Source organism: Xanthomonas sp. LMG 12460 (assembly GCF_009192895.1).
GTDB classification, from domain to species: Bacteria; Pseudomonadota; Gammaproteobacteria; order Xanthomonadales; family Xanthomonadaceae; genus Xanthomonas_A; species Xanthomonas_A sontii.
Genome location: NZ_NKUH01000011.1, coordinates 1 through 18170, shown reverse-complemented (window position 1 = coordinate 18170; position 18170 = coordinate 1). Strand labels below are relative to the sequence as shown.

The window sequence follows — 18170 nt, the reverse complement described above, 5'->3', positions numbered from 1 at the left end:
TCAGGGCACCGTCTCGGGCAACGCCTGGCCGCAGCCCCGGCAATAGCCGGCGTTGCGGTCGTGGCCGTGCAGGCCGCAGTGCGCGCAGGTGCGTCGATCCGGCGCGCGGCTGCGGTCGGCATCGCGCAGGCTGTTGGCCAGTTCCGCGGTGTAGATGCCGGTGGGCACGGCGATGATGCTGTAGCCGATCAGGATCAGCACCGAGGTGATGGCGCGGCCCAGCGGGGTGAGCGGGGCGATGTCGCCGAAGCCGACCGTGGCCATCGTCACCACCGCCCAATACATCGCGGTGGGGATGCTGGTGAAGCCGTTGGCCGGGCCTTCGACCACGTACATCAGTGCGCCGAAGATCACCACCAGGGTGATCACCGTTAACAGGAACACGAACACCTTGCGCCGGCTGCGCCACAACGCATCGACCAGCAGGCTGCTTTCCTCGACGTAGCGGGTCAGCTTGAGGATGCGGAACAGCCGCAGCACCCGCAGCACGCGCACCACCAGCAGGGTCTGCGCACCGGGCAGCAGAAACGAGATGTAGGTGGGCAGGATCGACAACAGGTCGATCACGCCCCAGAAGCTCAGCGCGTAGCGCAGCGGCCGCTGCACCGTGGCCAGGCGCAAGGCGTACTCGGCGGTGAACAGCACGGTGAAGCCCCACTCCAGCACGTACAGCGCGCCGGCGTAACGGCTGTGCAGCGCCGGCACGCTGTCGACCAGGATCACCGCAACGCTGGCCAGGATCGCCGCGACCAGCAACAGGTCGAAGTTGCGCGAAGGCGTGGTGTCGTGCCGATAGATGATGTCGAACCAGCGGCGCCGCCAGCCGTGCTCGGTCGCCGGGGCGAGCGGGGAATCGAGGAAAAATCGCATGCGCCCATGCTACCCGAGCCGCCTTGCGGTCGCGGGCGCGCGCGCCGCGGCAGGCGGCGTCCTGATCGGATGCGACGCGGCTGCCGGAGAGCCCCCTGTGGGAGGGGCTTCCGCCCCGACGCCGTCGCGCTGACGCGTCGGGACTGAAGTCCCTACCACATGTCGAGCAACGGCCTGGCGGGGTTGCTGTGGCACGCGCGCGGGCGGCGGCGGTGTGGCACAGCAGCCTGCCGCCCCGTCGGTCCAGGCGGCGGCCGGCAGTCCCCGGCCGAGCGCTGCCGGCGGTCTTATAATCGGCGCTTTCCCCGCAGGACTGCCTCGATGACCGCTTCTTCCGCCGCGGAGCTGATCGCCCTCGGCCAACGCTACGCGCTGCCGATCTACCGTCCGCGCCAACTGGTGCTGGAGCGCGGCCAGGGCGCGCGGGTGTGGGACAGCGAGGGACGCGACTACATCGATCTGTCCGCCGGCATCGCCGTGTGCGGGCTCGGCCACAACGATCCGGACCTGCAGGCGGCGCTGCTCGAACAGGCCGGCAAGCTGTGGCACACCAGCAACGTGTTCTACAGCGAGCCGCCGCTGCGCCTGGTCGAGGAACTGGTGGTGGCCTCGCGCTTCGCGGAGAAGGCGTATCTGTGCAATTCCGGCGCCGAGGCCAACGAGGCGGCGATCAAGCTGGTGCGCAAGTGGGCCACCGCCCAGGGCCGTCCGCCGCAGCGGCGGGTGATCGTCACCTTCCGCGGCAGCTTCCACGGCCGCACCCTGGCCGCGGTGACCGCCACCGCGCAGCCCAAGTACCAGGAAGGCTACGAGCCGCTGCCCGGCGGTTTCCGCTACGTCGACTTCAACGACATCGTGCAGCTGGAAACGGCGATGGCCGCCGGCGATGTGGCCGCGGTGATGCTGGAGCCGGTGCAGGGCGAGGGCGGGGTGATGCCGGCGGCGCCGGGCTTCCTGGCGCAGGTGCGGGCCCTGTGCGACCACCACGGCGCGCTGCTGGTGCTGGACGAGATCCAGTGCGGCATGGGCCGCACCGGCACCCTGTTCGCGCACTGGCAGGACCAGGTCGTCCCCGACATCGTGACCCTGGCCAAGGCGCTGGGCGGCGGCTTCCCGATCGGCGCGCTGCTGGCCGGGCCGAAGGTCGCCGAGACCATGCAGTTCGGTGCGCACGGCACCACCTTCGGCGGCAACCCGCTGGCCGCGGCGGTGGCGCGGGTGGCGCTGCGCAAGCTGGCCTCGACGGCGATCGCCGCCAACGTGTCGCGGCAATCGGCGGCGCTGCGTGCCGGCCTGGCGGCGCTCAACGACGAGTTCGCGTTGTTCTCGCAGGTTCGCGGCCGCGGGCTGATGCTGGGTGCGGTGCTGGCGCCGGCGCATGCCGGACAGGCCGGCGCCATCCTCGACCACGCTGCCGCGCATGGTTTGCTGACCCTGCAGGCGGGCCCGGACGTGCTGCGCTTCGTGCCCGCGCTCAACCTCACCGATGCCGAACTGGGCGAAGGCCTGGCGCGCTTGCGCAGCGCGCTGCGCGCCTACCTCGCCGCGCGCTGAGTCGGCGACTCAGCCCAGGCCGTGCCGCGCCAGCGCGCGGCGCAGGGCGCGCGCGCCGCTGGCGGTTTCCGCGGCCATGCCGATCGCGCGGGCGCCGCGCACGTTGACGAACAGGTCGTCGATGAACAGCGCCTGCCGCGGGGCGACATCGAAGTGCGCCAGCGCGTGCCGATACACCGTCGCCTCCGGCTTGCGCCCGCCCAGGTGGCCGCTGCACAGCACGCGCCCGTGCAGCAGCGGGAACAGCGCGGGCACGATCTGCGGCATCGCCTGCGCCATCAGCGCACCGTTGTTGGTCAGCACGCCGATGGCCACGCGCTCGGCCAGTGCCAGCACCTGCGCGACCACACCGGCGTCGGCGCGGCTGGCCGCCACCCGCGCGGCGATCCACGCGTCCGCTTCCACCGCGGCGCCCAGGCCCGCGCTCAATCGCTGCAGGTAGGCGGCGGTGTCGAGTTCGCCGCCGTCGTAGGCGGTCTCCAGTCCGGAACCGAACAGGACCTCGCGGACCTGCGCGGCCTCGCAGCTGCAGTGCGCGGCCAGCGCGGCGATGCGGTCGGCACGCGTGTAGCGCGCCAGCACGCCGTCGAAATCGAGCAGCAGCAGCGCCGGCCGCGCGCGGGTCATTGCGCACATGAGGAGGCCTGGGTGAGTGGCGGCTGGCGTGGCGCGGCAGCAGCGAAGCTCACGCCGCTCTGCGGGGTCGCCGCCGCGAGCCGATGATGCAATGCGCCATCGCTTGTCGTTGACAAGCCATCGCGGGCCGGCGGACAGTCGGGGCACGCCGCCACGCGCGCGACCTGCCGTGGCGCAGTGTTGTCTTTCTTGCCGAGGAACCCGCCTTGAACACCAAGTTTCCATCCCTGCTGCTCGTCCTTGCCGGCCTCGCGTTCGCGCCTGCCGCCTGGGCCAAGACCTGCGCGGTGACCATCACGGGCACCGACCAGATGTCCTACGACCAGACCCAGATCAAGGTCGCGGCCGATTGCACCGAGGTGGCGGTGACGCTCAAGCACAGCGGCAAGCTCGCCGCCGCGGTGATGGGCCACAACTGGGTGCTGACCAAGACCCCGGATTTCCAGGCGGTGGCCAATGCCGGCACCAGTTCCAGTCTGGCCGACAACTACCTGCCCAAGAACGATCCGCGGATCATCGCCCACACCAAGGTGATCGGCGCCGGGCAGTCGGACACGGTCAAGTTCTCCACCGCCAAGCTGAGCAAGGGCGGGGACTACACCTTCTTCTGCTCGTTCCCGGGACACTGGGCGGTGATGAAGGGCAAGTTCGTATTCGGCTGATTCAGCGCAGCGGCGCGGCGCCGGCCGTCGGCGCCGCGCGTTGTCGTCATGCCAGGGTCGTGGCGCCGGCATCTCAGCCGGCGGCGACCACCGCGAACGCCTCGCGCGCCGCGGCCAGGGTGGCCTCCAGCACGTCCTGGTCGTGCGCACTGGAGACGAAGCCGGCCTCGTAGGCCGACGGCGCCAGAAACACACCGCGCTCCAGCATCGCGTGGAAGAAGCGGTTGAACGCGGCGGTGTCGCAGGCGGTGGCCTGCGCATAGGTCTCCACCTTCTCGGTGGTGAAGAACAGCCCGAACATCGCGCCGACCTGGTTGGTGGTGACCGCCACGCCGGCCGCCGCCGCGGCGGCTTCCAGGCCGGCGCATAGCTGCGCGGTGGCCGCGTCCAGGCGCTGGTGGAAGCCCGGTTCCTGGATCAGTTCCAGCATCGCCAGCCCGGCGGCCATCGCCACCGGATTGCCGCTGAGCGTGCCGGCCTGGTAGATCGGCCCGGACGGCGCCACCTGCCGCATCAGGTCGGCGCGCCCGCCATAGGCGCCCACCGGCATGCCGCCACCGATGATCTTGCCGAAGGTGGTCAGGTCCGGCGTGACCCCGTAGTGCGCCTGCGCGCCGCCCAGGGCGACGCGGAACCCGGTCATCACCTCGTCGAAGATCAGCAGCGCGCCGTGTTGCGTGCACAGGTCGCGCAGGTGCTGCAGATAGCCCGGACGCGGCGGAATACAGTTGGCGTTGCCGACCACGGGCTCGATGATGACCGCGGCGATCTCGTGGCCGATCTCCTCGAACAGCGCAGTAGCGCCCTCGGCATCGTTGTAGGCCAGGGTGGCGGTGAGTTCGCTCAAGCCGGCCGGCACGCCCGGCGAGGTCGGCACGCCCAGGGTCAGCATGCCGCTGCCGGCCTTGACCAGGAACGAATCGCCGTGGCCGTGGTAGCAGCCTTCGAACTTGACGATGCGGTTGCGCCCGGTGGCGCCGCGCGCCAGCCGCACCGCCGACAGCGTGGCTTCGGTGCCGGAGTTGACCATGCGCACCATCTCGCAGGACGGCACCAGCCGGGTGATGGTCTGCGCCATCGTCACCTCGGCCGGGCACGGCGCGCCGAACGACAGCCCATCGCCGATCGCGCGCTGCACCGCCTCGCGCACCGCCGGGTGGTTGTGCCCGGCGATCATCGGCCCCCACGAGCCCACGTAGTCGATGTAGCGGTGGCCGTCGACGTCGTACAGGTACGGGCCATCGGCGCGCTGCACGAAGAACGGCTCGCCGCCCACCGACTTGAAGGCGCGCACCGGCGAATTGACGCCGCCGGGAATCAGCGACTGCGCTTGGGCGAACAGGGCATGCGAGCGGGAATGGGACATGAGCGGAAATCCTTGGCGATGCTGGCCAGGCCGACCGGCCGGGCGCGGAGCGAGGCCGTCTATTGTCGCGGCTGCCGCCGGTGTGCGCCATGTCGTCGATCCTGCCGCAGCCGGCGCCACGCCGTGGATTTGCTTCAAGCCCCTCTCCCACCGGGAGAGGGGTTGGGGTGAGGGTCCGGCGCGGAGCGACGCGCGGTGTTTGGGTGCATGAGGCTTCGCCCGTACCCTCATCCGGCCCTGCGGGGCACCTTCCCCCGAAAAGGGGGCCATGGTCCCGCAGGGAGAAGGAAGAGGCAAAAGCCCCTCTCCCGTCGGGAGAGGGGTTGGGGTGAGGGTCCGGCGCGCAGCGACGCGCGGTGTTTGGGTGCACGAGGCTGCGCCCGCACCCTCATCCGCCCCTTCGGGGCACCTTCTCCCACGGGGAGAAGGAACAACGCTAGCCCCTCTCCCGTCGGGAGAGGGGTTGGGGTGAGGGTCCGGCGCGCAGCGACGCGCGATGTTTGGGTGTACGAGGCTGCGCTCGCACCCTCATCCGCCCCTTCGGGGCACCTTCCCCCGAAAAGGGGGCCATGGTCCCGAGGGGAGAAGGGAAGCGCTAGCCTCAGTCGAAACACGCCCTGTACGCGGCCAGCGCCGCGCGCGGATCGGGCGCATCGAACACGCCGCTGATCACCGCCAGCAGATCGGCACCGGCCGCCGCCAGCGGACGCGCGTTGTCCGGCGTGAGGCCGCCGATCGCCACGCGCGGCAGGCCCAGCGCTGCCGCATTGCGCAGCAGGTCAGGCGTGGCGCGGCGCGTGGTGACCTTGCTGCGGGTGGGGAAGAAGGCGCCGAAGGCGACATAGCTGGCGCCAGCCGCCGCGGCGTTGCGGGCCAGGGTCAGATCGTCGTAACAGGAGGCGCCGATCAATGCCTGCGGCCCGAGCGCGGCGCGCGCGGCGGCCAGATCGCCGTCGTCCTCGCCCAGGTGCACGCCGGCCGCGCCCACCGCCTGCGCCAGCGCGACGTCGTCGTTGACGATCAGCGGCACGCCGGCCTGTGCGCACAGCGTTTGCAGCGCCGCGGCCTGCTCGCGCCGTTGCGCCGCGTCGGCGCGCTTGTTGCGGTATTGCAGCCAGGTCACGCCCTGGTCCAGCAGCGGCGCCACCCGTGCCAGCAGACGCGCGCCGTCGGCCTCGTCGGGGGTGATCAGGTACACGCCGCGCGGCGCCGGGGATGCGTTCATGGCCAAGCCTTCCGATGCGTCGGCGGCGATGGGACAATGCCGTTCCGACTGTGACCTGCGATTATCCAATGAGCGACGCCAGCGCCACCACCTATCGCACCTGGATGTGCGTCGTCTGCGGGTTCATCTACAACGAGGCCGACGGCCTGCCGGAAGAAGGCATCGCCCCCGGCACCCGCTGGGACGACGTGCCCGACACCTGGACCTGCCCGGACTGCGGCGTGACCAAGGACGATTTCGAGATGGTGGAGATGGATTGACGGCTGGGATTGGAGAATGGGGAATCGGGAGTGGGACAGCGACTCCCGTGCCTTGTAGGCTTCACGCGGCGGCCAGTTTCAGGGCTGGCAGGCAGACATCGCGAGGCCGGGTTGTCGGATCGCAAGGCCGATACTCGGGAGAGCCGCATGTCCGCCGACGTTCGATGATCGATTCGGTCGGTTATCCATGACGGCTTGATCAGGTCAGCAACCTCTGAGCCTCAGGGCATGCGCTTTTCCCATTCCCGATTCCCCTCTCCCCATTCCCAGCGTCAATGCATCCGCTGCGCGCGCGCGCTCAGTTCCACCAGGCGCTCGCGAATCGGCAAGGCGTCGGAGGCTTCGGGGTTCAATTGCAGGTAACGGCCCAGGTCGCGCCGTGCGCCGGGGACGTAATCCATCTGCAGGTAGGCCATGCCGCGGTCGCGCAGGGCTTCGGGCTGGTCCGGCATCAGCTTGAGCACGCGGTCGGCGCTGCGTGCGGCGCGGTCCCACTCGTCGCGTTCGGCGTACAGGCCATGCAGGTTGCGCAGGACCCGGGCAAGGATCGCGCGGTGCGGCGCCGGGTCCAGGATCTGCAGCAGCGCGCGGTCGTCCGGGCTTTCGCCGCCCATGTGCGGCCGCGCGCGCTCGCGCAGTTCCTCCACCGCCAGCGGACGCCCGCCGTTGAACGGGTCCATCACCAGCAGGCCGTCGTCCACCGGCAGGCGCACCAGGAAATGCCCCGGGAAGGACACGCCGTCGAGCGGGATGTCCAGGCGCCGCGCCACGTCCATCTGCACCAGCGCCAGCGAGATCGGGTTGCCCAGGCGCCGCTCGAACACCTGGTTCATGTAGCTGTTGCGCGGGTCGTAATACTCGTCGTGGTTGCCGCTATAGCCCAGTTCTTCGAACAGGTGGCGATTGATCGCCGCCATCTTCAGCGGCCACTGCTCGATCATCGCCACCTCGTGCCGCAGGTGGTCGGCATGACTCTGCGCCAGGGTGTCGTAATGGGCGGCGTCCAGCTCCGGATACTCGTCGCGGGCGATCAGCAGCGCGGTCGCCAGCAGCGGCAGGGCATCGTCATCCAGCGCGGCCAGGGTATTCCAGCTCGGCAATGTCAATGGGGCGGCCATGGCCCAAGACTGGCGGCAAAGCCGGGTCCGATCAAGTCCGGCCGTTCCCGACAGCGGTGTCGGGTTCAGCGCCGTGGTCGCGGGGCCTTTTCCCGACGCCGCCGGCACCGTTGACGGATCAGTGGCCCTGCGGAATTCCCGGGCCGAAACGCAGTTCGGTGCCGTCCTGCAGCTTCAACTGCTCGGCCTGGCCGGCGTTGAGTTCGAGCACGTAGCGCGCCGGCGCGTTGCTCGGGTAGGGCGGGCAGGCGTCGCCGGCCGAGCACGGCGGCACGTCGCGCTGCTGCGCCACCAGCTTGCGCTGGTTGTCGAAGTACAGGATGTCCAGCGGGATCTTGGTGTTCTTCATCCAGTACGCCTGCGGTTCCTCGCGGTCGTGGATGAACAGCATGCCGTGGTCGGTTTCCATCTGGTCGCGGAACATCAGCCCGCGCGCGCGCGTCGCATCGTTCTGCGCCAGTTCCACTTCGTAGCGATGTCCGCCCAATTCCACCCAATGGTCGCCGCCGGCGCTGGCGCAGCCGCTGAGGGCGAGCAGGAGAAGGACGCAGAGCGCGCGGAAGAGGGACATGGGCGGACCAGGGCAGGGAGGACAGCGCGCACCTTGTTGCAAGGTGCGCGTGGCGTCAAGAGCGGGGAGTCGGGATTGGGGATCCGCCAGAGCCGGGGTTCTCGCTTTTGCGAATCCCCAATCCCGAATCCCCAATCCCGCGCGCGCGCCAGCGCGCGTCAAAAGACGCGCGGCGGCTCGCCACCGACGATCACCACGTCGGCCGGGCGGCGTGCGAACAGGCCGACGCAGACCACGCCGGGGATCTGGTTCAGTTCGCGCTCCAGCGCCACCGGGTCGGTGATCGACAGGTGGTGCACGTCCAGCACCACGTTGCCGTTGTCGGTGACCACGCCGTCGCGCCACACCGGCTGGCCGCCGGTGCGCGCCAGGATCTCGCGGGCGACCAGGCTGCGCGCCATCGGGATCACTTCGATCGGCAGCGGGAACGCGCCCAGGGTCTGCACCTGCTTGCTCGGGTCGACGATGCAGATGAAGCGCTCGCTGGCCTCGGCGATGATCTTCTCGCGGGTCAGCGCGGCGCCGCCGCCCTTGATCAGGCACTTGTTCGGATCGCACTCGTCGGCGCCGTCCACGTACAGCGACAGGTTGCCGGTGTGGTTCAGCTCCAGCACCTCGATGCCGTGCTGGCGCAGGCGCGCGGTGCTCTGCTCGGAACTGGACACCGCACCCTTGATGCGGTGGCCGATGCGGCCGAGCGCGTCGATGAAGTAGGCGACGGTGGAGCCGGTGCCGACGCCGACGATCATCCCGTCCTGGACGTAGTCGATGGCTTTCTCGGCGGCAAGACGTTTGGCTTCTGACATTTGGAGAGCTCGGGAGTGGGGATTCGGGATTGGGGATTCGTGAAAAGCGGGTCGGCGGATGGGGCCGGGCGAATCCCCAATCCCCACTCCCGAATCCCGGCTACTCGAGCGAAAGCAGCAGCTTCCACTGCGCGGCGCTGACCGGGAACACCGACAGGCGGTTGCCGCGGGCGACCAGCGGGAAGCCCTCGCCCAGCGCATCGGCGTGCTGCTTGATCTCGTCCAGGGCGATGGTGCGCGCCAGCTTGCGTTCGAACGCCACGTCCACCAGGTACCAGCGCGGCTGCTCCGGGGTGGCCTTGGGGTCGTGGTAGTCGGAGGACGGGTCGAACTGGGTGGCGTCGGGGTAGGCCTGGCTGGCCACGCGCGCCACGCCGACGATGCCCGGCACCTTGCAGTTGGAGTGGTAGAACAGGATGCCGTCGCCGACCTTCATGCCGTCGCGCATGAAGTTGCGCGCCTGGTAGTTGCGCACGCCGTTCCAGGGTTCGGTGCCGACCCGCTGCAGGTCGTCGATCGAGAAGGCGTCCGGTTCGGACTTCATCAGCCAATAGCGGGTGCGTGCGGTCATGCGGGGGAATCGGGCGCGGTCGACAGGGTGAGGGATTCGGTGCAGACCGCGTCCAGCGCCACATCCCAGGCCGCCAGCGGCAAGGCCGCGACCTGTTGCGCGTCGAAGGCGGCCCCGACCAGCCAGGGCGGCGGAGCCTGCCGCTGGCGGAAAGCGAAGCTGCGATCATACCAGCCGCCCCCCATGCCCAGGCGGCCGCCGGCGGTGTCGAAGCCGACCAGCGGCGTCACCACCAGCGCCATCTGCGCCGGCGCCAGGGTCGTGGCCGGGTCGACGTCGGGTTCGGGGATGCCATAGCGGTTGGCGCGCAGCGGCTGCCCGGGGCGCCACGGCGCGAAGCGCAGGGTGTCGCCGCTGAGCACCGGCAGGCAGTACTGCACCGCCTCCGGCAGCGACAGTTGCCAGCGGTGCAGGGCGATCTCCCCGTCCATCGCCCAGTAGCCGCCGACGTGGCCGTACTGCGGCGCGAACGGCAGGTCCAGCAGTCGCTGTGCCAAGGCGTCGGCGGCGGCCAGGCGCACGGGCGCGGTGAGCGCGCGGCGGCGCGCGCGCAGGTCCTGGCGCAGGGAGTCGCGGTCGTCGGCGGTCATCTGGCAGCGGTGGCGAGAGAGGGCGCTATTGTCGGCGTCGGCGCGCGCACTGACCAGCAGGCGCGCGCCGCTGCCGCGATCACGCGTAGAGCGCCACCGTCTGCCGGCCCCACAGCACCAGCCGCCCGGCGCTGTCCCAGATCTGCATGTCCTGCAGCGAGTAGCCGTCCTCGGCATGCAGGCTGGCCGAGCGCAGCAGGAACCAGTCGCCGGCGCTGGCCGGCTGCGGGAAGTCCAGGGCCCAGGTCATCGAGCTGACCGGTGCGGGTGCGGTGAAGCAGGTCATCGCGGCCGGCGGCAGGCAGTCGCCCAGTGCGACCAGGGCTACGCCCGGGTCCACGCCGGCGGCGTCGCGATGGCGCGCCCAGACCAGCAACTCCGGATCGGCCGCGGCGGACAGCGGCAGCGCGCCGCCGGCCAGGCGCATGTCGAAGTTGGCGACGAAGGCCGGGGTCGCCGTGTTGTCGGCGATCGGCGTCGCGTCATCGGGGTCGACCACCGCCGGCCGTGCCGGCAGGAAGTCGTGGGCGATGCGGCTGGGCCGCGGCTGTGCGAACAGCAAGGCCGCACGCAGGGCGACCTGCCCGTCGGCCAGACAATCGACGCCCACGGAGGTGGCGGACTTGCCCTGGCGCAGCACCTGCGCATCGAAGCGCAGGCTGCCGTCGGCGGGGCCGATGAAGCCGATGTGCGCCGACTTCAGCGGCGGCAACGCGGACGGTGCCGTGCGCAGCGCGGTCTGCAGCGGCGGCAACGCGGACGGTGCCGTGCGCAGCGCGGTCTGCAGCGCCAGCGCCGCGGACAGGCCGCCGAAGGCGGTGCGGCCTTGTCGCCAGCTGGCGGGGACGTCGAATCCCGCGGCGGGGTCGAAGCGGTCGAGGATCTGGGCGAGCGTCGGCAATCCGGGATCTCCGTGATGGGGCGACCAGTATCCCGGGTTTCGGTCGGTGCGAGAACGCGTGGCACCTGCAATGCGCCGGCGGCGACGGCGTGGTGAAGGCACACGCTGCGGGCGCACAAAAGGAAACGGCGCCTTGCGGCGCCGCTTCCTGGAAAAATTGCATTCTCCGCCGTGACGATGCGTGCGAAACGACCTTGAACCCGGGGTTCAAGTGGGATGGCTGGAGAATCATCGGGCTTCCCGCTACGAGGCGGACCTGCACTCCCGATTCCGTCGCCACCCCGTGGTCGTCATTAAGGGACAAGGCGAATGTTTGCACACGCTGTCGTTCACAGCAGAGAACGCAAGTGGAGTATAGCGCCGTGATCGCGCTTGGCTAGTCCGTTCGTCGGTCGTTCGGTACGTTGCAATTCACGTTGATGATCGCAGCGCCACGTGCGGATCAGCGCGTCGTATCGACCACGCTGTCCAGGCGCCGATTGAGATCGGCGAGTGTGCGCGCCATCTCGCGTTCGTGCTTGACCTGTTCGTCGCGCAGTTGCTGCAACTCGTGCGCCAAGTTCAGTGCCGCGAGGACGGCGACGCGGTCCACCGCGGCCATGCGGTTGCTGCCGCGCACCTCGCGCATCTTCGCGTCGAGCAGGCGTGCGGCGGCGAGCAGGCCGTCGCGTTCTTCGGCCTCGACGCCGACGGTGTATTCGCGGTCGAGGATGCGGACGCTGACCGGCTCGCTCACGTGTGCTGCTCCAGGGACTTCAGCCGGGCGATCATCGCTTCCACGCGCGAACGCGCCTGTTCGTTCTTGGTCAGCAACTGCGAGCGCTCGCCGATCAGGTGTTCCTGCTGCTGGCGCAGGCTGCGGTTCTCGTCGGACAGGCGCTGGCAGCGCTCGACCAGCGTTTCCACGCGTGCGGCAAGGGCGCGAAGCTCGGCGAGGGCGTCAGGGCTGTCCATGGCGCTCACGATAGGCATGCGCCCGAGGGGCGGTCAAGACGCCGCGCGGCGGCGCCATGGCCGGCGCTCAGGCAGGCAGCCGCAGCGGTTGCTGCAGCAGGCGCAGGCAGGCGTCCGGCTCCAGCGCCGGCGCCACCAGGTGGCCCTGGATCTCGTCGCAGCCGTGCGCGCGCAGGAACGCCAATTGCCCGGCGTCCTCGACGCCCTCGGCCACCACCTTCAGCGCCAGCGAGTGGCCCATCGCGATGATGGTGCTGGTGATCGCCTCGTCGTCCGGGTCGCGGGTGAGGTCGCCGATGAATTCCTGGTCGATCTTCAGGGTGTTGATCGGCAGCCGCTTCAGGTAGGCCAGCGACGAATAGCCGGTGCCGAAGTCGTCGATGGCCAGGGTCAGCCCCAGCTCGCGGCAGGCGCGCAGCAGCGCGGCGTTCTTGCCGACCTGCGACATCACCACGCTCTCGGTCAGTTCCAGTTCGATGTTGGCCGCCGGCACGCCGGTTTCGGCGAGGATCCCGGCCATCAGTTCCGGCAGGTTGCCGCGCTCGAGCTGGATCGCCGAGACGTTCACCGACATGCACAGATCGGTCAGCCCCATCCCCCGCCAGTCGCGCAGCGCGCCGCAGGCCTGGCGCAGCACCCACTCGCCGATCTCCAGGATCAACCCGGTCTCCTCGGCCAGCGGGATGAACTGGCTCGGCGAGACCGGCCCGAAATCGGCGCTGTGCCAGCGCAGCAGCGCTTCCACGCCGACCACCCGCTGCGTGCGCAGCGAGTAGCGCGGCTGGTAGACCAGCTTCAGTTCCTGATCCAGCGGGATCTTGCGCAGCGTGCTGGCCAGGGTGGCGCGGTGACGGGTGGCCTCGTCCATGCGCGCCGAGTACACCTGCGCGTTGCGGCGCCCGGCGGCCTTGGCCTGGTACATCGCGGTGTCGGCGTGCTTGAGCAACTCGCTCGGCAGCAGCGCGTGCTGCGGGAACAGGGAGATGCCGATGGAGGTGGAGACCGCGACCTCGCGGCGTTCGTCCAGCCGCAGCGGCGCCTCGAACGCGGCCAGCACGCGGGCGGCCACCGCCTCGGCCTCGCCCTGGCTGACGATGTCCTCGACCACCACGGTGAATTCGTCGCCGGCCAGGCGCGCTACCGTGTGCTGCGGTCCCACCGCCTGCTGCAGGCGTTCGGCCACCGCGCGCAGCACGCGGTCGCCGACCGCGTGGCCGAGCGAATCGTTGATGTCCTTGAAGCGGTCCAGGTCCAGGAACAGCACCGCGACCGAGCCGGCCTGGCGCCGCGCCCGCACGATCGCCCGCGCCAGGCGTTCGGACAGCAGCGCGCGGTTGGGCAGGCTGGTCAGCGTGTCGTAGTTGGCCAGATAGCGCAGTTCCTGCTCGGCGCGCTTCTGCTCGGTGATGTCTTCCAGCACCACCACCTGGAAGCTCTGGCGGCCGTCGGCGTCGACCACGGTATTGCGGCGCAGGTGGCAGAGGATCTCCTGGCCGTCCTTGCGCCGTTTCCAGGCCTCGCCGCGCCAATGCCGGCCGTGGTCGGCCACCGGGGCCGACGGCGTTTCCGGCGCGTGGTCGATCAGCGCCATCGGCTGGCCCAGTACCTCGCGCTCGCTGTAGCCGGTGATGCGGGTGAAGGCCGGGTTGACCGAGATGAAGCGGCGGTCCTCGTCGAGCACGGCGACCGCCTCGCCCATGCTGCGCAGCACTTCGGCGGCGATGCGCCGTTCCAGGTCGGCCTGGCGGTGCGAGGTGATGTCGCGTGCGGTGCCGGCGAGGCGGCGCGGCGCGCCGCTGGCGTCGTAGTCGACCACGCGGCCGCGCACCCGCGCCCAGTACCAGACCCCGTCGCCGGCCAGGTCCACCCGGTACTCGGCGGTGTAGATCGCGGTCAGGCCCTGCAGGTGTTCCTGCAGCACCTGCCGCGCCTGCTGCACGTCGTCGGGATGGATCCGCAGCGGCTCGTTCTCGCGGATCACCAGGCCGATGTCCTGCGCGTGCGGCGTGGCCTCGTCGGCGCGCATCAGCCGCAACCTGCGCTGTTGCAGGTCGTAATCCCAGAAGTGCTCGCCCGAGGCCCACAGCGCCAGCTTCAGGTGCTGGTCGCGCTGCTGCAGTTGCGCGTGCCGTTGCAGTTGCTCGCGCAGGCGCCGACGCGAACGCAGCGCGAACAGCGCCGCCACCCCGCCGGCCGCCAGCGCGGCGAGCGCGACCAGCGGCCATGCGGCCAGCAGGGTCTCGCCGAACAAGGCGAGGCCGGTTCTTTCCGCAGCTCCTGCAGCAACGTGCTCCAATGGCATGGCGGAAAGTGACTTCTGTCAAAGAACGGGTGGTGGAGTGTAGGCGCGTGCCGGAAGCCACCACAAGCGGCGGCGCACACGCGGTTGCTACACTGCGCAGTCCCGATTCCGCCGCAGGCCTCGACAGGCCCGCGGCCAGCGCCCGACAGGCTTGCTCCATGACCGAACTTCCCACTGCCGACCAGATCGCCGATGCCAGCCGGACGCTTGGCCTGGCTGCGTCGGCGGCCGAACTGCACGGCGGCCTGTGCGGCTGGCTGGCCGGCGGCGGCGCCGAATTGCCGGCATGGCCGGCGGCCGTGCTCGCCGACGCCAGCCTCGCCGCGCCGCGCCCCGGCGATGCGCTGGACCGCCTGCGCGAGGCCACGACTGCGCAACTGAACGACCGCGATTTCGGCTTCGACCTGGTGCTGGCCGATGCCGGCGCGCCGCTGCCCGAGCGCGCCGACGCGCTGTTCGACTGGTGCCGCGGCTTCCTCGGCGGCTTCGGCCTGGCCGCGGGCGCCGCACCGCCGCTGTCCGAGGAAGGGCAGGAAGCGCTGCAGGACGTAGCGCGCCTGGCCCAGGCCAGCGCCGAAGATTTCGACAGCGGCGACGAGGACGAGGACGCACTGGCCGAGATCGAGGAGTTCGTGCGCGTGGCGGTGCTGCTGCTGCACAGCGACTGCGTGCTCGGCCCGCGCCACCGGCAGCGCCTGAACTGATGAAGCGGCTCACCGGGATTTCCTCCGGCGAGTACGTGCGCCGGCGCCGTCATTTGATGGACATGGCCGGCGAGCAGGCCATCCTGGTGCTGCCCAGCGCACCGGAGCGGGTGCGCAGCCACGACACGCACTACCCGTACCGGCAGGATTCGGACTTCTGGTATCTGTGCGGGTTCGCCGAGCCGGACGCGGTGCTGGTGCTGGTGCCCGGTCGCCGCCATGGCGAGGCGCTGCTGTTCTGTCGCGAACGCGACCCCGAGCGTGAGGCCTGGGACGGCCCGCGGGCGGGCCAGGAAGGCGCGGTCGAGCGCTACGGCATGGACGATGCCTATCCGATCGACGACCTCGACGAGATCCTGCCCGGGCTGCTGGAAGGCCGCTCGCGGGTGTATTACCACTTCGGCCGCGACGTCGATTTCGACCTGAAGCTGATCGGCTGGGTCAAGCGCGTGCGCGAGCAGGTGCGGCACGGCGCCCAGCCGCCGCACGAGTTCCTGGAACTGGGCCATCTGCTGCACGAACAGCGCCTGTTCAAGTCGCGCGACGAGATCGCGCTGATGCAGGTCGCTGCGGACCTGAGCGTGGCCGGGCACCGCGCGGCGATGCGGCTGGCGCGGCCGGGCGTGCACGAATACCAACTGCAGGCCGAGATCGAGCGCGAATTCCGCGCCGGCGACGCCTGGCCGGCCTACGGCAGCATCGTCGGCAGCGGCCACAACGCATGCGTGCTGCATTACCGCGCCAACGCCGCGCGCCTGCGCGACGGCGACCTGGTGCTGGTCGATGCGGGCGCCGAATACCGCGGTTATGCCGCCGATATCACCCGCACCTTCCCGGCCAACGGCCACTTCAGCGCCGAACAACGCGCGCTGCACGATCTGGTCGGTGCCGCGCATGCTGCCGCGCTGGCGCAGGCGCGCCCGGGCGTGGCCTACGAGGCCGGACACCTGACCGCGGTGCAGACCCTGACCGAAGGCCTGCTGCGGCTGGGCCTGCTCAAGGGCAGCGTCGAGCAGAACCTGGCCAGCGGCGACTACCGGCGCTTCTACCGGCACAAGACCGGTCACTGGCTGGGCCTGGACGTGCACGACGTCGGCGACTACCGGCTGGCAGGCGAATCGCGCCTGCTCGAACCGGGCATGGTGTTCACCATCGAACCCGGCCTGTACGTGTCGCCGGACGACAAGGACGTGGACCCGAAGTGGCGGGGCATCGGCATCCGCACCGAGGACGACGTGCTGATCACCGACGACGGCCATCGCGTGCTCACCGATGCCCTGGCGCGCAGCGCCGAGGAGATCGAGGCGTGGATGGCTGGGAATGGGGAATAGGGAAACGGGAATGGGAAAAGCGGTCGCCGTGCGCGGAAAGGTCAGCTAGCGGACCGGGTGCTTTTGCTGTTGCGAATCCCGATTCCCGATTCTCCATTCCCGGCGGCGGCCATCAGGCCGCCGCAAACACCGGCCGCGTCAGGTTCTCGGGCGCGTCCTCGGTGCACACCACTTCGTCCTCGATGCGGATGCCGCCGTAGGGCTTGAACTGCGCCACCCGCGCCCAGTCGACGCTGCCGCCATGGCCGGCCTGCTTGAGGTCGTCGAGCAGCATGTCGATGAAGTACAGGCCCGGCTCGATCGTCACCACCATGCCTGGTTCCAGCGTGCGGGTCATGCGCAGGTAGGGATGGCCGTCGGGGCGTTCGATGCGGCCGCCGCGATCGCTGGCGGCGAAGCCGGCGACGTCGTGCACCTGCAGGCCGATCGGGTGGCCCAGGCCGTGCGGGAAGAACGCGGCGCTGACGCCGGTGGCTACCGCGGTTTCCGGCGACACGGTGAGCACGCCGGCGTCCTTCAGCACGCCCATCAGCGCCAGGTGCGCGTCCAGGTGCAGTTGCCGGTAGTCGACGCCGGCGCGCACGTGCTGGCCCATGCGCTGCTGCGCGGCGTCCACCGCGTCGATCAGTGCCTGGAACTCGCTGCCGCGATCGGCGGCGTAGGTGCGGGTGATGTCGCTGGCGTAGCCGTGCGCCGAGGCGCCGGCGTCGATCAGGAAACTGCGCAGCGGCGTCGGCGCCTGCCGCTGCAGTTCGGTGTAGTGCAGCACGGCGCCGTGTTCGTTCAATGCCACGATGTTGCCGTACGGCAGTTCGTTCGCGTCCTGGCCGACCGCGGCGCAGTAGGCCATGTGGATCTCGAACTCGCTGCGGCCGTCGCGGAACGCGGCCTCGGCGGCGCGATGGCCGCGCACCGCCGAGTACTGCGCCTGGCGCATCAGTGCCAGCTCGTACGGCGTCTTGTAGGCGCGGTGGTATTCCAGGTAGTCCAGCACCGCCGGCGGGTTGTTCGGCACGTAGGCGCCCAGCGCGCTCTGCGGCTCGCCGAGGATCGCGCTGCGCGCGGCATCCGGCAGCAGCGCCAGCGCCTCGTCCGGGGTGCGGATCAGATGGATGTCGCAGTGGTCCACCCACCAGCCGCTGGGCGCATCCGGCACCACGTGCCAGTAGTCGCGCGGCTGGTGGAAGATCACCTGCGGGCGGCGCCCCGGCGTGTACACCAGCCAACTGTGCGGCACCCGCGTCAGCGGCAGCCAGGCCTTGAACTGCGGGTTCACCGCGAACGGATAGTCGCGATCGTCGAACACCTGGTAGTGCAGGGTGCCGCTCGGGACCACCAGGTGGTCGAAGCCACCGCGCGCCAGCGCTTCGTCGGCGCGTCGGGTCAGGGTGCGCAGGTGGTCGGGATACAGGGCGCTTGGATCGTGCTGGGGCATGGCGGCGGACTCGTTCGGCGATGCGGAAACGGGGGCGCCAAGTGTGCCGGAAACGGTGCAGGCGTGTGGACGTGCACGGATGGTCTATCCATGGCATGCGATGCCGAAGCTACGCCGGCGATGCGGGGCTTTGTCGATCCGCCGGAGACTCTTTGCGGCCGATCGCGCAACGGTCGCGAATGGCCGTCGCAGGAGCGGCTTCAACCGCGACCGAGGCGTTCCCGGGAATGCCGGTCGCGGCTGATCCCGTCACAGGGATCAGTAGCCGCACCTGCGAGGTTGATGCCGCTAGCTGTGTAAACCCACTACGTTGT

Annotated in this window: 19 protein-coding genes and 1 other RNA gene; 5 read left to right on the top strand and 15 right to left on the bottom strand. The window is 70.3% G+C overall.

Annotation, left to right across the window (positions count from 1 at the left end):
- The gene (locus tag CEK66_RS02415) at nucleotides 1–870 is read right to left on the bottom strand and encodes an ion transporter (protein WP_152235833.1); all 870 of its coding nucleotides are present in this window, start codon (nucleotides 868–870) and stop codon (nucleotides 1–3) included.
- A gap of 321 nt (nucleotides 871–1191) precedes the next feature.
- Between CEK66_RS02415 and CEK66_RS02410 the strand changes: the two genes are divergently transcribed.
- A complete protein-coding gene (locus tag CEK66_RS02410; RefSeq protein ID WP_043094856.1) occupies nucleotides 1192–2424 on the top strand; it encodes an acetylornithine transaminase in 1233 nt (410 codons plus the stop codon).
- 9 nt (nucleotides 2425–2433) lie between these two features.
- Here the strand turns inward: CEK66_RS02410 and CEK66_RS02405 are convergent, their stop codons facing one another.
- Nucleotides 2434–3051: an HAD-IA family hydrolase gene (locus tag CEK66_RS02405; RefSeq protein ID WP_152235832.1), complete on the bottom strand. Its 618-nt coding sequence runs from the start codon at nucleotides 3049–3051 to the stop codon at nucleotides 2434–2436.
- Between the two features lie 215 nt (nucleotides 3052–3266).
- Between CEK66_RS02405 and azu the strand changes: the two genes are divergently transcribed.
- Nucleotides 3267–3722 carry an azurin gene (gene azu / locus CEK66_RS02400; protein ID WP_017910448.1) on the top strand — a complete coding sequence of 152 codons (456 nt, stop codon included), beginning with the start codon at nucleotides 3267–3269 and terminating at the stop codon, nucleotides 3720–3722.
- Between the two features lie 73 nt (nucleotides 3723–3795).
- Here azu and hemL read toward each other — a convergent pair whose 3' ends face one another.
- Together hemL and thiE are read right to left on the bottom strand one after the other, a co-directional pair.
- Nucleotides 3796–5088 (bottom strand): glutamate-1-semialdehyde 2,1-aminomutase, encoded by a 1293-nt coding sequence (gene hemL / locus CEK66_RS02395; protein WP_152235831.1) that lies wholly within the window; start codon nucleotides 5086–5088, stop codon nucleotides 3796–3798.
- A gap of 601 nt (nucleotides 5089–5689) precedes the next feature.
- Complete coding sequence (gene thiE / locus CEK66_RS02390) at nucleotides 5690–6313, bottom strand: thiamine phosphate synthase (RefSeq protein ID WP_152235830.1); 624 nt, start codon at nucleotides 6311–6313, stop codon at nucleotides 5690–5692.
- 14 nt (nucleotides 6314–6327) lie between these two features.
- On the opposite strand from thiE, the gene CEK66_RS02385 reads away from it, so the two are divergent.
- Complete coding sequence (locus tag CEK66_RS02385; protein ID WP_223875626.1) at nucleotides 6328–6573, top strand: rubredoxin; 246 nt, start codon at nucleotides 6328–6330, stop codon at nucleotides 6571–6573.
- A 272-nt stretch (nucleotides 6574–6845) separates the two neighbouring features.
- Here the strand turns inward: CEK66_RS02385 and CEK66_RS02380 are convergent, their stop codons facing one another.
- The 10 genes from CEK66_RS02380 to CEK66_RS02335 form a co-directional block, all read right to left on the bottom strand.
- Nucleotides 6846–7691 (bottom strand): SirB1 family protein, encoded by an 846-nt coding sequence (locus CEK66_RS02380; RefSeq protein ID WP_026143558.1) that lies wholly within the window; start codon nucleotides 7689–7691, stop codon nucleotides 6846–6848.
- Nucleotides 7692–7809: 118 nt separating this feature from the next.
- A complete protein-coding gene (locus CEK66_RS02375) occupies nucleotides 7810–8262 on the bottom strand; it encodes a DUF192 domain-containing protein (RefSeq protein WP_017910443.1) in 453 nt (150 codons plus the stop codon).
- Between the two features lie 158 nt (nucleotides 8263–8420).
- Nucleotides 8421–9068, bottom strand: coding sequence for a ribose-5-phosphate isomerase RpiA (rpiA, locus tag CEK66_RS02370; protein ID WP_152235829.1), 648 nt, complete (start codon nucleotides 9066–9068; stop codon nucleotides 8421–8423).
- A gap of 100 nt (nucleotides 9069–9168) precedes the next feature.
- Entirely contained in the window at nucleotides 9169–9639 is a 471-nt protein-coding gene (locus tag CEK66_RS02365) for an EVE domain-containing protein (protein ID WP_017915860.1), read from the bottom strand.
- On the bottom strand, nucleotides 9636–10229 hold the full coding sequence (locus CEK66_RS02360) for a 5-formyltetrahydrofolate cyclo-ligase (RefSeq protein ID WP_152235828.1): 594 nt from the start codon (nucleotides 10227–10229) through the stop codon (nucleotides 9636–9638). Before CEK66_RS02360 ends, CEK66_RS02365 begins: the two co-directional genes overlap by 4 nt.
- Before the next feature lie 79 nt (nucleotides 10230–10308).
- Nucleotides 10309–11130, bottom strand: a complete 822-nt coding sequence (locus tag CEK66_RS02355) for a thioesterase family protein (protein ID WP_152235827.1) — start codon at nucleotides 11128–11130, stop codon at nucleotides 10309–10311.
- A gap of 159 nt (nucleotides 11131–11289) precedes the next feature.
- A non-coding RNA gene (gene ssrS, locus CEK66_RS02350) (6S RNA) lies at nucleotides 11290–11474 on the bottom strand.
- 98 nt (nucleotides 11475–11572) lie between these two features.
- Nucleotides 11573–11866, bottom strand: coding sequence for a cell division protein ZapA (locus CEK66_RS02345; RefSeq protein WP_152235826.1), 294 nt, complete (start codon nucleotides 11864–11866; stop codon nucleotides 11573–11575).
- The gene (locus tag CEK66_RS02340) at nucleotides 11863–12084 is read right to left on the bottom strand and encodes a TIGR02449 family protein (protein WP_017910437.1); all 222 of its coding nucleotides are present in this window, start codon (nucleotides 12082–12084) and stop codon (nucleotides 11863–11865) included. Before CEK66_RS02340 ends, CEK66_RS02345 begins: the two co-directional genes overlap by 4 nt.
- 67 nt (nucleotides 12085–12151) lie before the next feature.
- Nucleotides 12152–14335, bottom strand: coding sequence for a GGDEF and EAL domain-containing protein (locus CEK66_RS02335; RefSeq protein ID WP_193312542.1), 2184 nt, complete (start codon nucleotides 14333–14335; stop codon nucleotides 12152–12154).
- A gap of 209 nt (nucleotides 14336–14544) precedes the next feature.
- Between CEK66_RS02335 and CEK66_RS02330 the strand changes: the two genes are divergently transcribed.
- Complete coding sequence (locus CEK66_RS02330) at nucleotides 14545–15090, top strand: YecA family protein (RefSeq protein ID WP_152235824.1); 546 nt, start codon at nucleotides 14545–14547, stop codon at nucleotides 15088–15090.
- Complete coding sequence (locus CEK66_RS02325; protein ID WP_152235823.1) at nucleotides 15090–16421, top strand: aminopeptidase P N-terminal domain-containing protein; 1332 nt, start codon at nucleotides 15090–15092, stop codon at nucleotides 16419–16421. The genes CEK66_RS02330 and CEK66_RS02325 overlap by 1 nt, the downstream gene beginning before the upstream one ends.
- A gap of 112 nt (nucleotides 16422–16533) precedes the next feature.
- Here CEK66_RS02325 and pepQ read toward each other — a convergent pair whose 3' ends face one another.
- Nucleotides 16534–17856 carry a Xaa-Pro dipeptidase gene (gene pepQ / locus CEK66_RS02320; protein ID WP_152235822.1) on the bottom strand — a complete coding sequence of 441 codons (1323 nt, stop codon included), beginning with the start codon at nucleotides 17854–17856 and terminating at the stop codon, nucleotides 16534–16536.
- Between the last annotated feature and the right edge of the window lie 314 nt (nucleotides 17857–18170).

What these genes read in the sequence shown, in the direction of transcription:
- thiE (WP_152235830.1), bottom strand. Translation starts at nt 6,313, where the DNA reads ATGAACGCATCCCCGGCGCCGCGCGGCGTGTACCTGATCACCCCCGAC.
- CEK66_RS02385 (WP_223875626.1), top strand. Translation starts at nt 6,328, where the DNA reads ATGCGTCGGCGGCGATGGGACAATGCCGTTCCGACTGTGACCTGCGAT.
- CEK66_RS02325 (WP_152235823.1), top strand. Translation starts at nt 15,090, where the DNA reads ATGAAGCGGCTCACCGGGATTTCCTCCGGCGAGTACGTGCGCCGGCGC.
- CEK66_RS02405 (WP_152235832.1), bottom strand. Translation starts at nt 3,051, where the DNA reads ATGACCCGCGCGCGGCCGGCGCTGCTGCTGCTCGATTTCGACGGCGTG.
- CEK66_RS02365 (WP_017915860.1), bottom strand. Translation starts at nt 9,639, where the DNA reads ATGACCGCACGCACCCGCTATTGGCTGATGAAGTCCGAACCGGACGCC.
- CEK66_RS02360 (WP_152235828.1), bottom strand. Translation starts at nt 10,229, where the DNA reads ATGACCGCCGACGACCGCGACTCCCTGCGCCAGGACCTGCGCGCGCGC.
- rpiA (WP_152235829.1), bottom strand. Translation starts at nt 9,068, where the DNA reads ATGTCAGAAGCCAAACGTCTTGCCGCCGAGAAAGCCATCGACTACGTC.
- CEK66_RS02340 (WP_017910437.1), bottom strand. Translation starts at nt 12,084, where the DNA reads ATGGACAGCCCTGACGCCCTCGCCGAGCTTCGCGCCCTTGCCGCACGC.
- pepQ (WP_152235822.1), bottom strand. Translation starts at nt 17,856, where the DNA reads ATGCCCCAGCACGATCCAAGCGCCCTGTATCCCGACCACCTGCGCACC.
- CEK66_RS02330 (WP_152235824.1), top strand. Translation starts at nt 14,545, where the DNA reads ATGACCGAACTTCCCACTGCCGACCAGATCGCCGATGCCAGCCGGACG.
- CEK66_RS02415 (WP_152235833.1), bottom strand. Translation starts at nt 870, where the DNA reads ATGCGATTTTTCCTCGATTCCCCGCTCGCCCCGGCGACCGAGCACGGC.
- CEK66_RS02410 (WP_043094856.1), top strand. Translation starts at nt 1,192, where the DNA reads ATGACCGCTTCTTCCGCCGCGGAGCTGATCGCCCTCGGCCAACGCTAC.
- hemL (WP_152235831.1), bottom strand. Translation starts at nt 5,088, where the DNA reads ATGTCCCATTCCCGCTCGCATGCCCTGTTCGCCCAAGCGCAGTCGCTG.
- CEK66_RS02375 (WP_017910443.1), bottom strand. Translation starts at nt 8,262, where the DNA reads ATGTCCCTCTTCCGCGCGCTCTGCGTCCTTCTCCTGCTCGCCCTCAGC.
- CEK66_RS02380 (WP_026143558.1), bottom strand. Translation starts at nt 7,691, where the DNA reads ATGGCCGCCCCATTGACATTGCCGAGCTGGAATACCCTGGCCGCGCTG.